The 12,063-nt window shown below is 40.6% G+C and carries 19 protein-coding genes; 2 read left to right on the top strand and 17 right to left on the bottom strand.

The window, feature by feature from the left end; all coding sequences use genetic code 11:
- Position 1: 1 nt before the first annotated feature.
- From fabD to H140_RS0100345, 3 genes are all read right to left on the bottom strand, one after another.
- Positions 2-994: an ACP S-malonyltransferase gene (gene fabD / locus H140_RS0100355; RefSeq protein WP_019671663.1), complete on the bottom strand. Its 993-nt coding sequence runs from the start codon at positions 992-994 to the stop codon at positions 2-4.
- 132 nt (positions 995-1,126) lie between these two features.
- A complete protein-coding gene (rpmF, locus tag H140_RS0100350) occupies positions 1,127-1,309 on the bottom strand; it encodes a 50S ribosomal protein L32 (protein WP_019671662.1) in 183 nt (60 codons plus the stop codon).
- 375 nt (positions 1,310-1,684) lie between these two features.
- Positions 1,685-2,251 carry a YceD family protein gene (locus tag H140_RS0100345; RefSeq protein ID WP_019671661.1) on the bottom strand — a complete coding sequence of 189 codons (567 nt, stop codon included), beginning with the start codon at positions 2,249-2,251 and terminating at the stop codon, positions 1,685-1,687.
- Positions 2,252-2,747: 496 nt separating this feature from the next.
- Here H140_RS0100345 and H140_RS0100340 point away from each other — a divergent pair, with 496 nt between their 5' ends.
- Both H140_RS0100340 and H140_RS0100335 read left to right on the top strand, forming a co-directional pair.
- Positions 2,748-3,452, top strand: coding sequence for an elongation factor P hydroxylase (locus tag H140_RS0100340; RefSeq protein ID WP_019671660.1), 705 nt, complete (start codon positions 2,748-2,750; stop codon positions 3,450-3,452).
- A 63-nt stretch (positions 3,453-3,515) separates the two neighbouring features.
- Positions 3,516-4,136: an L-threonylcarbamoyladenylate synthase gene (locus H140_RS0100335; RefSeq protein ID WP_019671659.1), complete on the top strand. Its 621-nt coding sequence runs from the start codon at positions 3,516-3,518 to the stop codon at positions 4,134-4,136.
- A 203-nt stretch (positions 4,137-4,339) separates the two neighbouring features.
- Here H140_RS0100335 and rplQ read toward each other — a convergent pair whose 3' ends face one another.
- The 14 genes from rplQ to rpsN all read right to left on the bottom strand — a co-directional run bounded on the left by rplQ (position 4,340) and on the right by rpsN (position 12,049).
- Positions 4,340-4,699 carry a 50S ribosomal protein L17 gene (gene rplQ, locus H140_RS0100330; RefSeq protein ID WP_019671658.1) on the bottom strand — a complete coding sequence of 120 codons (360 nt, stop codon included), beginning with the start codon at positions 4,697-4,699 and terminating at the stop codon, positions 4,340-4,342.
- Between the two features lie 20 nt (positions 4,700-4,719).
- Positions 4,720-5,727 carry a DNA-directed RNA polymerase subunit alpha gene (locus H140_RS0100325; protein WP_019671657.1) on the bottom strand — a complete coding sequence of 336 codons (1,008 nt, stop codon included), beginning with the start codon at positions 5,725-5,727 and terminating at the stop codon, positions 4,720-4,722.
- Positions 5,728-5,766: 39 nt separating this feature from the next.
- Positions 5,767-6,408 carry a 30S ribosomal protein S4 gene (gene rpsD / locus H140_RS0100320; protein ID WP_019671656.1) on the bottom strand — a complete coding sequence of 214 codons (642 nt, stop codon included), beginning with the start codon at positions 6,406-6,408 and terminating at the stop codon, positions 5,767-5,769.
- Between the two features lie 149 nt (positions 6,409-6,557).
- Positions 6,558-6,950: a 30S ribosomal protein S11 gene (gene rpsK, locus H140_RS0100315; protein WP_019671655.1), complete on the bottom strand. Its 393-nt coding sequence runs from the start codon at positions 6,948-6,950 to the stop codon at positions 6,558-6,560.
- Between the two features lie 20 nt (positions 6,951-6,970).
- Positions 6,971-7,327: a 30S ribosomal protein S13 gene (gene rpsM / locus H140_RS0100310; protein ID WP_019671654.1), complete on the bottom strand. Its 357-nt coding sequence runs from the start codon at positions 7,325-7,327 to the stop codon at positions 6,971-6,973.
- A gap of 199 nt (positions 7,328-7,526) precedes the next feature.
- Complete coding sequence (gene rpmJ, locus H140_RS0100305) at positions 7,527-7,643, bottom strand: 50S ribosomal protein L36 (protein ID WP_007394227.1); 117 nt, start codon at positions 7,641-7,643, stop codon at positions 7,527-7,529.
- Positions 7,644-7,686: 43 nt separating this feature from the next.
- Positions 7,687-9,018, bottom strand: a complete 1,332-nt coding sequence (gene secY, locus H140_RS0100300) for a preprotein translocase subunit SecY (RefSeq protein WP_019671653.1) — start codon at positions 9,016-9,018, stop codon at positions 7,687-7,689.
- 5 nt (positions 9,019-9,023) lie between these two features.
- Complete coding sequence (rplO, locus tag H140_RS0100295; protein WP_019671652.1) at positions 9,024-9,473, bottom strand: 50S ribosomal protein L15; 450 nt, start codon at positions 9,471-9,473, stop codon at positions 9,024-9,026.
- Positions 9,473-9,652, bottom strand: a complete 180-nt coding sequence (gene rpmD, locus H140_RS0100290; protein WP_019671651.1) for a 50S ribosomal protein L30 — start codon at positions 9,650-9,652, stop codon at positions 9,473-9,475. The genes rplO and rpmD overlap by 1 nt, the downstream gene beginning before the upstream one ends.
- 35 nt (positions 9,653-9,687) lie before the next feature.
- Positions 9,688-10,185, bottom strand: coding sequence for a 30S ribosomal protein S5 (gene rpsE / locus H140_RS0100285; protein ID WP_019671650.1), 498 nt, complete (start codon positions 10,183-10,185; stop codon positions 9,688-9,690).
- Between the two features lie 2 nt (positions 10,186-10,187).
- On the bottom strand, positions 10,188-10,538 hold the full coding sequence (rplR, locus tag H140_RS0100280) for a 50S ribosomal protein L18 (protein WP_019671649.1): 351 nt from the start codon (positions 10,536-10,538) through the stop codon (positions 10,188-10,190).
- Between the two features lie 11 nt (positions 10,539-10,549).
- On the bottom strand, positions 10,550-11,083 hold the full coding sequence (rplF, locus tag H140_RS0100275) for a 50S ribosomal protein L6 (protein ID WP_019671648.1): 534 nt from the start codon (positions 11,081-11,083) through the stop codon (positions 10,550-10,552).
- A gap of 249 nt (positions 11,084-11,332) precedes the next feature.
- Positions 11,333-11,731, bottom strand: coding sequence for a 30S ribosomal protein S8 (gene rpsH / locus H140_RS0100270; protein WP_019671647.1), 399 nt, complete (start codon positions 11,729-11,731; stop codon positions 11,333-11,335).
- Positions 11,732-11,743: 12 nt separating this feature from the next.
- Positions 11,744-12,049, bottom strand: coding sequence for a 30S ribosomal protein S14 (gene rpsN, locus H140_RS0100265; RefSeq protein ID WP_019671646.1), 306 nt, complete (start codon positions 12,047-12,049; stop codon positions 11,744-11,746).
- Positions 12,050-12,063: the final 14 nt, after the last annotated feature.

Genomic DNA, 12,063 nt, shown 5'->3' with positions numbered 1-12,063 from the left:
ACTACTCCTCATTTAGTTTTTCAAATAGCTTAGTGAGACGCTCTGGCTTGTCAGTAGCATACGCTGTAATAGGCGTTTCTTGTCTCTTTGCTAGATTGCTTAATACCGTCCCTGCTCCGCATTCAATAATTAAATTGATATGTTTATCTGCTAACTTTTGCATTGTCTGAGTCCATAATACAGGATGGCTCAACTGCTCTGCTAGCGCTTTTTTAATGGCTATAATTGTTTTTTCTTCACTAGCATCTCTGTTTTGAATGACAGGTATATTGGGTGACTGAAACTCACACTCTGCCAGTTTTTCAGCTAAGGCCTCACTAGCTGGCTGCATCAAAGCTGTATGCGATGGCACACTGACCTTAAGCGGTACCATACGTTTACCAGTACACTGTATTTGTTGGCTTAAGATTTCCATACCTCTAAGGTTACCTGCTACTACCACTTGTCCTGGGCTATTAAAGTTAGCAGGACTAACGATAGCATCATCATTGTTACTTTCAATTTGCTCACAAATACTAATGACTTGATTATTATCCAATCCCAACACTGCTGCCATTTTAGTTGCGATACCATCCACAGCCTGTTGCATCAATTGACCACGTGCATGCACCAGTTTTACAGCGTCTGCTAAACAAATGGCTCCAGCAGCACATAATGCACTATACTCACCTAATGAGTGGCCTGCCAAATAAATAGGCTCAATATCAGTGGCTTCTTGCAGTATGCGCCAAACAGCGATACTGGCTGTCAATAGCGCTGGCTGAGTATATTCAGTTTTTGCTAATTCAACTTCGTCTTGGCAGATAGCCCACAAATCAAAGCCTAAAGCCTCACTAGCTTCATTAAAGGTTTGCTCTACGATAGGATACACTTCAGCCAGCTCATTTAGCATGCCTACCGCTTGTGAGCCCTGACCAGGAAAAACAACAGCTATTCGACGTGGCATTTCGATTTGACCTTGTTTCTTAACTACTTGCGATTGTTTAAATGACATTATAAGCCTTCTTTTTTCTAAAGATATCTAAAGAGAGATACAAAAAAAAGAGCCAAGTACCACTAATAACTTATACTTATTAGTAAGACTTAGCTCTTATATTACACCACTATCATCTAAGATAGTGAGTAATTAATCTTCTTGGTTTGCTTTGAACAGCTGACGACCACGGTAAAAACCATCTTTAGTCATGTGATGACGGCGATGTTTTTCACCAGTAGTAGCATCGATACTAATCTCAGCAACAGTCATATGGTGGTGTGAACGACGCATATCACGGCGTGAGCGGCTTTTACGACTTTTTTGAACAGCCATGGGTCTTGCTCCTATTCTAAAATATACTGCAAACAATATAGACTCTAATATTATGCAAATAACTGTTAACAACAATAAAAGTTCATGACAATTATCTAATAAATTAAGAGCCAATACACCTTGCAAAATGAGTTCTCTATTGACCTCAATAAGAGCAACTCTTATTAAAAATCAAATAGGTTGAAAATCTGGGAATAATAAACGAGGGATTATACTCCCTTTATCAGATAAAATAAAGGGCTAATCGTTAAGGGAGTCTACTAACAGTGACAAATGTCACTTTTTGTCACTGTGTATTATAGTCTCTGAGGCTTAGATTACAACTATTAACAACATCATTCAGCTGCTATCTTATCTCACAGCAACTGAGCCGGCTTAAGACAACTTACCTTTTAATGAGGCCAAAGCAGCAAATGGATTTTCTGCCTCTTCTTCAACGATTTCACCCACTTGCACCACTGCCATTTCACAATCATCATGTTTAGCAGACAAAGGCACATCAAGTAAAAGCTCGTCTTCAACCAGCTTTTTCAGTGGCAATAAACGATCACCTTTTTTATTTTCAGGTTGCTCAGCTAGAAGCTCTTCTAGCAGCAGATAGTCATCCGCCTCATCTACCAAGCTTTGCTGCTCTTCACGCTGCAATAAAATCAACTGCGCATCATGAGTCACATCAATATTGAGTGGATTTAAACAGCGCTGACAAATTGTCCAGATATCACCGGTAAAACTTAGATTCAATGCCAACAATTGACCTTGCTTGTTTAACTCACAAACCAATTCAATCGGCTGATCCTGATATTGTTCAGGCACAATATCCAGCAGTCGCTTAAACTGACTTGGGCTTACCGAACCTGACCAAGTATAGCCTACCTCTTCCCATTTTTCTAAATTAACATGGTTTGGTAAGGTAGCAGCACTTTTTTCAGTAGTATTTTTCAATGTTGTATCCATTTAATTTTAAAAGTATTTTTGAATGTCGTCTACTTTAATCAGCCAAGTTGCGTGTTGATTAAAGGGATTCCTATCTAAGGCTATTTATATCTATATGAGTTGCTAAAGCTAAGGTTTCAAGCCCACTGTTTCTTGCAACTGGCTCTTTTGGCTTTTTCAACAGGCTCTTGAAACTGGCTCTTGAAACTGTCTTTTTTTAGCTGTCTTTTTTAACTGTCTACCTGTTGTGACTGTCATCAGCCGTCTGCTCTTTAGCAGCGGTTCACTGGGTAATGTTATAATCATAGTGTTATACCTTTTCTGAAAAATAACCTATCTTTGTCAAACTCGCTAAACCTACTACTTGTAGCGTTTGCACTCTTTTTCCTCGATATCTTAATTTTCAGATTTGGTATTAATACAATGATAGCCCGTTTATTTTAAATCACTACTATATTTTAAACCTCTAATATAAAGTACAGCCAAATAGGTTTTTGAAAATAATATGTTAACTAGCAATGACACCACACCCAACTTTATTGATTTACCGATTAAAAAACTGCAAAAGGTACTGCTACAACAAGCAAATACCTCAATAAGCCAGCAGCATGAGCAACTGATTCAGTTAAAACAACAATGGCAACATACTATTGAAATTCAGCGACATGCACAAGTCAGCTTAGAGTCTATTGAAGCACAACAAGTGGAATGGTTGATAACTCTGTTCAATCTATTATTTGCAGATCAGAACGTCATACTGGCTCGTGGTTTGCATGAGCCCGAATATTTCCCCGCTGAAGCAGATAAGCAGCAACCTGCTCGCATTGAGTTTGCACATGGTTTTTTTCAAAGTGCACTGCACGAGATTAGCCACTGGTCTATTGCAGGCGCTCATCGGCGCACCCTACCCGATTTTGGTTACTGGTATGCACCCGATGGACGTACCGAAGCACAGCAACACGCATTTGAAAAAGTTGAAATAAAACCGCAAGCGATCGAGTGTTTGTTCAGCCTAATGTGTGGCAGGCGCTTTAATGTATCGCAAGATAACTTACATGCTAACTTTGATACCAGCCAAAGCACCTTTGCCGTTGACGTTTTTGCACAGACTAAGCACTATATCCAGCATCCTGAGACTATACCTAAAGACGCACGGACGCTTTTAACTGCACTGGCTTATGTTTGTCATGATACACTAACAGAAAGCTAGCTACATTGTCTGACTGCTTATATTTTACCTACTGTATGACGGACACAAACAAGGAGTTATCACATGCAAACCTTATACATTCACCCAGAAAACCCGCAGCCACGACTCATTAGCCAAGTCGTTGATGCTCTAAACAAAGATGAGCTTATTATCTATCCAACTGATACCAGCTATGCCTTTGGTTGCAAAATTGGCTCAAAGCATGCGATTGAAAAGCTACGTTTAATACGACAACTTGATGACAAACACCAATTCACTTTACTTTGCCGTGATCTCAGTGAAATTGCTACCTACGCCACAGTTGATAACCAACAGTTTAAGCTACTTAAAGCCCATACCCCTGCTCCAATTACATATATTCTTGAAGCCACGAAAGATGTACCAAAAAAACTATCACATCCCAAAAAGAAAACCATAGGGATTAGAGTACCAGAAAATCCAATTGCACAAGCATTATTAGAAAAGATGGGTGAACCTATCTTAACCAGCTCATTAATACTACCTAATATGGAGCTTGCATTAGATGATCCATTCGATATCGAAGAAAAGCTATACAATAATGTCGATGTATTGATAAACGCAGGTATTCTGACTACCAAACTAACCACAGTAGTTGATATGACTAAATTCCCCCCAGAATTAATACGTCAAGGCGCTGCAGATGTAACTGAGATTGTTAGCTAATAGCGTGATAGCAGACAAATATTTGTATTAAGCTGATAAATAATAGCTTGCTTCATACCACAACAAGTTGACATAAGAAAACCTCAGCAACTAACTTAAATCATGTTTAATAACATTAATTTAAACAGTTACTGAGGTTCTTTTTTAGCACATAGGCCAATAGATTGCTGATACTAAATTGAGTTCTAAAACCCAATCAAATATTAGTCACGATCTACTAGCTCAACATAGGCCATAGGTGCATTATCACCATCACGATTACCACATTTGATAATACGCAAGTATCCACCTGGACGATCTTGATAACGTGGGCCTAAAGTACCAAATAACTTACCAACCATAGCTTTGTCGCGCATACGACTAAAAGCCAAACGGCGGTTTGCAACAGAATCTTCTTTTGCCAAAGTAATTAAAGGCTCAGCTACGCGGCGCAGCTCTTTTGCTTTCGGTAATGTTGTTTTAATCAGTTCATGTTCAAACAAAGAGTTTGTCATGTTCTGGAACATTGCCTTACGATGGCTGCCGGTACGACCCAGCTTTACTCCACTCTTACGATGTCGCATGGTCAAATATCCTTTATAGTTTAACGGCTACGATAAGAAAAGCGATCATCAACTCGTAGGTCTGCTGGTGGCCAATTTTCTAGACGCATATCCAACTCAAGACCTTTAGACGCTAATACGTCCTTGATTTCAGTTAATGATTTCTTACCAAGGTTTGGTGTTTTTAATAGTTCAGTCTCTGAACGTTGTACCAAATCGCCGATATAGTAAATGTTTTCAGCTTTTAAACAGTTAGCTGAACGAACCGTTAGTTCAAGGTCATCGACTGGGCGTAGTAGCACAGGATCAACCTCTTCTTTTTCTTTCACAGGCTCTGGCGCTTCTTCTGCTTCTAAATCTACAAAAATAGAGATTTGTTGCTGCAAAATGGTTGCTGCTTTGCGAATGGCTTCTTCTGGATCGATCGTACCATTAGTTTCTAACTCAATGATTAAACGGTCAAGATCCGTACGCTGTTCAACACGAGCATTTTCAACTTGATAAGCCACGCGGGCAACTGGGCTAAAACTAGCATCCAGTTTCAAGCGGCCAATCGCTTTGGTGTCACCATCTTCACGGCGCAAGTTAGCAGGCTCATAACCACGACCCATAACCACACGTAAGCGCATTTTTAAGTGACCACGCTCGCCAAGTGTCCCTAAAACTAAATCAGGATTAACAATATCAACATTATGTGGCAGTTCGATATCTGCCGCAGTGATAGTGCCAGGACCTTTTTTGTCTAGCGTTAAAAACACTTCATTTTGATCGTGCATTGTAATTGCAAGACCTTTTAAGTTTAATAATAAATCTAAAACGTCTTCTTGCAGACCTTCCAGGGTAGAATATTCATGATCTACACCTTCTATCTCTGCTTCAATAACGGCTGCACCAGGCAATGAAGATAAAAGAATACGACGTAGGGCATTACCTAAGGTATGCCCAAAGCCGCGTTCTAACGGCTCGAGCGTGACTTTTGCATTGGTTTCATCAACCGCATCCACATTAATGGCATTAGGGGTCAGAAACTCAGTAGCATTTAGCATCATTTTGTCACCTCGATTAGTTAATCAAATTATTGTTAGCGATTATTTAGAGTACAATTCAACGATTAAGCTTTCGGTGATTTCTGCAGGTAGATCTATACGATCTGGCGCTTGCTTAAATGTACCTTGCATTTTGCTATGATCAACATCTAACCACTCAGGGATACCGCGTTGAGTAGCTAATTCGATAGCATTCTTAATACGTAACTGTTCTTTCGCTTTTTCATGGATAGCGATGATATCGCCATCTTGAACTTGGATAGATGGAATGTTCACGCGAACAAATTCATCACGACCAGCTCTTTTTAGCATAACGGCACGATGGCTAACCAACTGACGTGCTTCTGCACGTGTTGAACCAAACCCCATACGATAAACAACGTTATCTAAGCGGCGCTCAAGCATTTGCAGTAGGTTTTCACCAGTTGCACCGCGAGCACGTGCTGATTCTTTATAGTAGTTAGCAAACTGACGCTCTAATACGCCATACATACGCTTAACTTTTTGTTTTTCGCGTAGCTGCAATGAGTATTCAGAGGCTTTATTGCGAGTATTGCCATGCTGACCAGGTACGCGACCTGCTTTTTTAGTTTTAACGTCATAAGGTTTAACACCTGATTTTAATTGTAAATCAGTACCTTCACGACGCGACAACTTTAATTTTGGACCTATATAACGGGCCATGCTTGTGTCTCCTTGAGTTACGTCTTAATAGTAACTTGTAACGGTAATTTCGTCTTAATTCACACACCGCACTTGCGCTATATACAATTTAATCAATAAATTTAAATCTAATAAATTGTGTTATATAGTGGCAGATACGGCAACACTAGTTATACGCGACGCTTTTTAGGCGGACGGCAACCGTTGTGTGGGATTGGGGTTACATCAGATATGCTGTTAATTTTATAACCTAATGCACCTAAAGCTCTTACCGCAGACTCACGACCCGGCCCTGGACCTTTAACCAGAACATCGACATTTTTCACACCATAAGTTTCTTGAGCTGTTTTACCAGCGACTTCTGCTGCAACCTGAGCTGCAAATGGTGTTGATTTACGTGAACCACGGAAGCCTTGTCCACCTGAGGTGGCCCAAGCCAATGCATTACCTTGACGATCAGTAATCGTTACAATGGTGTTATTAAAAGACGCATGAATGTGGGCTACGCCCTCGGATACCGAACGACGTGCCGTTTTTTTACGACCACGGGTGTCTTTTGCCATCTTTTAGCTTCCTAAGTTAATTATCTTTTAATTGAACGAATCGGACCCTTACGAGTACGAGCGTTATTCTTCGTGTTTTGACCTCTTACAGGTAAGTTACGGCGGTGACGAATACCACGATAACAACCTAAATCGACCAAACGCTTAATATTCATTGAAACTTCACGACGAAGGTCACCTTCAACCATGTAGTTACCAATTTGTGCACGGATAGCATCAAGCTGCGTGTCATCTAATTGACCAATTTTAGTCGTAGGTTCAATACCAACCGCATCTAAGATTTGCTTAGCGGTAGTACGACCAATACCAAAGATATAAGTCAATGAAATCACTGCATGCTTGTTATCCGGGATGTTGACGCCGGCAATACGAGCCATTGATTTCTCTCCAGTTGTGAAAAATGAGTCTAACCACACTGGGCAGTTAATAGACTTATGTTTCAGATTTTGCCATTTGTAAAATCCTAGTTAAAAGATTACAAACGACGGCAAGTGGCGGATGATAACTCATCCGCCTTCATTATTCAAGAGTAAACGTGAAATTTGTTGCTAAAAACAACATGAAACAAATTTCGAATTAACCTTGACGCTGTTTATGACGTGGTTCTGCTTTGCAGATAACATGTACTTTACCTTTACGGCGAACTACTTTGCAGCTACCACAGATCTTTTTTACAGATGCTTGAACTTTCATAATAATCTCCTATTGAACAGACACTAATTAATAAGTGTTAAACCTATTTAATCAACGTCTGATCATGATATTGATGTGTCATTAAGTGAGCTTGTAGCTGGGAAATAAAGTCCATCACTACAACTACCATAATTAACAGTGAGGTTCCACCTAAATGGAAAGGTATGCCAAATGAAGACTGTAATAGCATCGGCATTAAACAGATCACTGTCATATAAATAGCACCAATAAAGGTCAGGCGATTTAATACATGATCTAAATAACGCTGTGTTTGTAATCCAGGTCTAATACCAGGAATATAAGCACCACTACGCTTCAAGTTCTCTGCTACTTCACGTGGGCTAAATACTAGCGCCGTGTAAAAATAACAGAAGAAAATAATCATCGCACCAAACAAGACTAAATATAGCGGTTGCCCTGGTGCTAGTACAAGTGACATGGTTTGTAAAAACTGCTCCCACATGCTTGGATCTGCGGAACTACCAACCCACTGACCTAAACTGGCTGGAAACATCAACAAAGCACTGGCAAAAATAGCTGGAATAACCCCAGCCATATTAATCTTTAGTGGCAAATGCGACTGTTGGCTGGCATAAACTTTACGCCCGAGTTGTTGTTTTTGTGCATAGTTGACTGGAATACGACGTTGCGCTCTTTCAATAAACACAATACCCGCTGTCACTGCGATACCTAACACAGCGAATATCAGCAGGACAATCAAGCTTTGAGGGTTGGTTTTTACCATCTCAAAAGACTGACCTAACATACTTGGGACACTGGATACAATACTAGCAAAAATCAGCATTGATATCCCATTACCGACACCGCGTTCTGTAATCTGCTCGCCTAGCCACATCAAGAACATGGCACCTGCTACAAGTGAACTCACAGCAGGGATATAAAATGTTAGCCCTGATGACAGGGTTAGATTTTGACTGATCAACCCGGTGCACATAAAGATGGCTTGGATAGATGCCAAAAAGAGAGTGCCTTGACGCGTGTACTTGTTCAGTTTACGCCGTCCCGATTCACCTTCTTTCTTTAATGCTTCTAATTGCGGCATAACTGCCGACATCATTTGAACGATAATCGAAGCAGAGATGTACGGCATGATACCGAGTGCCATGATAGACATTCGCTCCAAAGCACCACCTGAGAACATATTAAACATACTCAAAATGGTGTTTTCATTACGCGAAAACAGCTCTGCTAGGCTAACCGGATTAATACCAGGTACTGGAATATGTGAACCCAAACGGTAAACAACCAACGCCCCCATCAAAAATAACAAGCGACTCCAAAGCTCATCATACTTACGAATAAAGACGAGTGGATTCATTGGAATGGCAGAAGTAGGGCCAGATTGCTTAGCCATTTAACTTACTCCTGTGTTTCCTCAATTGTGCCACCAGCAGCTTCAATAGCAGCTTTAGCACCTTTGGTCACTTTAACACCTTTAAATGTATAGGCTTTGTTCACTTCACCAGATAAAATGATACGTGCACGCTTCATATCACGACGAATGATATTAGCTTCTTTAAGGGTCTCAACGCTGACAACATCACCATCAATTTTGTTTAATTCTGACAAACGTACTTCAGCAGTGGTTAGTGCCATTTGACTGGTAAAACCGTATTTTGGTACACGGCGATATAAAGGCATTTGACCGCCTTCAAAGCCTGGGCTGATGCTTGAACCAGAACGCGATTTTTGACCCTTAACACCACGGCCACCTGTTTTACCAAGACCAGAACCGATGCCACGTCCTTTACGATGTGCTGTTTTTTTAGCACCAACTGCGGGTGATAATTCGTTTAACTTAAGTCCCATTACGCTTCCTCCACTTTAACCATGTAATTGATGCGATTCACCATTCCACGGGTTGAAGGGGTGTCTTCAACTTCAACTGTGTGACCAATACGGCGTAATCCAAGGCCTTTAAGACAAGCTTTATGGCTCTTGAGGCGATGGGCACCAGATTTAATTTGAGTAACTTTCATTGTTTTCATCGTAACTCACCTACTATATATTTCTAAAAAAATGGTTAGCCCAAGATTTCGTCTACAGATTTACCACGTTTGGCAGCCGCCTTTTCAGGTGACGACATATCACGTAAACCATTAAATGTTGCACGGACTACGTTTGTTGGGTTCGTTGAACCGTAGCACTTAGTCAATACGTCTTCAACACCAGCTGATTCTAATACAGCACGTACAGCACCACCAGCAATTACACCGGTACCTTCGTTAGCTGGCTGCATGTATACTTTACTAGCACCATGACGAGCAACGATTGGATGTTGTAAAGTAACGCCGTCAAGATCTACTGTGATCATATTACGCTTGGCAGCTTCAAGTGCTTTTTGTATAGCAGCTGGCACTTCACGAGCTTTACCACGTCCAAAACCAACACGGCCATTACCATCACCAACAACAGTTAATGCGGTGAATGAGAAAATACGTCCACCTTTTACTACTTTAGATACACGGTCAACAGAAACTAATTTTTCTACTAAACCGTCATTTTGTTCTACTTTAGCCATGATTAAAACTCCAATCCATTTTCACGAGCGGCTTCTGCTAATGCTTTCACGCGGCCATGATATTTAAAACCACTACGGTCAAACGCGACTTTAGTGATACCAGCAGACTTTCCACGTTCAGCGATAAGTTTACCAACAGCAGATGCTGCGTCAACGTTACCTGTAGCGCCAGAGCGTAAAGTGCTGTCAAGCGTTGATGCTTGAGCCAATACTTCTCCACCAGTTGGTGAGATAATCTGAGCATAAATATGGCGTGGAGTACGGTTAACAACTAAACGATGCACACCTAAATGACGGATGTGGGCACGTGTTTTCTTAGCTCGACGTAAGCGAGCAGCTTTTTTATCAAACATGTCATTTCACCTTATTTTTTCTTAGCTTCTTTACGAACCACATGCTCGTCGCTATAACGGATACCTTTACCTTTATAAGGTTCAGGCGGACGATAACCGCGGATTTTCGCAGCAGCTTGACCCAAAGCTTGCTTATCGTTTGATTTTAAAACGATTTCAGTTTGGCTTGGTGTTTCAGCAGTTACCCCTTCTGGTAAGGTATATTCTACTGGGTGTGAGAAACCAACGTGTAAGGTTACTTTATTACCCGCAACTTGCGCACGATAACCAACACCAATCAGTTGTAGCTTTCTTTCAAAGCCTTCAGAAACGCCAATTACATAGTTATTCAAGGTTGAACGCATTGTACCAGTATGCATCCAAGCTTCTTTTGAGTCTGAAACAGGTGATAAGACCAGTTGATCTTCTTCTTGTTTTAGCTCGACCAAATCATGCAGGTGTAAAGACATTGTACCTTTGCTGCCTTTAACTTCAACCTGCTGACCGTTCAAAGTAACACTTACGCCTTTAGGCAGTGCTACTGGGGCTTTAGCCACACGAGACATAGGGTAGTTCCTTAATAAGATAAATCTTAATAACAAATAAATAACGAATGATTATGAAAAAATTAACAGGCACTAGGCCTGTTAATTTAAATAATCAGCTTTATACTACTCAAGCTTTTTATTTCAATACCACACTGTGGTTATTGGCCTAAATAAAGGCGCCTATTATAACTGATAAATAAGGCATTAAAAAGTTAAATAATATAATTATTAGTTTAGTCGCCCACTAATTAATGATTTTTAATTAGTTTAAGCCACAAATGCGATGATTTCGCCGCCAATACCAGCTTTACGTGCAGCACGATCACTCATAATGCCTTGGCTAGTAGAAACGATAGCAACGCCTAAACCTTGCTGTACTGATGGAATAGCGTCTTTACCACGATATTGACGTAGTCCTGGACGGCTATAACGTTTCAATACTTCGATAACAGGCTTGCCTTCAAAGTATTTTAATTCAATGCTTAATGTTGCTTTGCCATTGGCTTCATCAGTTACTTCAGCTGAAGCGATGTAACCTTCATCTACTAGTAAGTCAGCAATTGATTTACGTAGCTTTGAACTTGGCATAGAAACTGAAACTTTACGTGCCATTTGTGCGTTACGGATACGGGTTAGCATATCAGCAACTGTATCTTGCATACTCATAGTATTACTCCCTTACCAACTTGCTTTACGAACGCCTGGAACATCACCTTGCATTACGCGTTCGCGTAAAATGTTACGTGATAAACCAAACTTACGGAAGTAACCATGAGGACGACCAGTAACACCACAACGGTTACGTAATCTTACTGGAGACGAGTTACGTGGTAGTGACTGAAGCTCAAGAATGGCATCCATTCTCTCTTCATCACTTGCGTTAATGTCACTAATAATTGCTTTAAGCTTTGCACGCTTCTCAGCATACTTAGCGACCATTTTCTCGCGTTTTAATTCGCGATTAATCATGCTCTTTTTTGCCATAATGCTTTAAATCC

It is taken from the genome of Psychrobacter lutiphocae DSM 21542 (genome assembly GCF_000382145.1).
Taxonomy (GTDB): Bacteria; Pseudomonadota; Gammaproteobacteria; order Pseudomonadales; family Moraxellaceae; genus Psychrobacter; species Psychrobacter lutiphocae.
The sequence above is the reverse complement of the archived record's forward strand: the minus strand, read 5'-3'. Positions and strand labels throughout refer to the sequence as shown.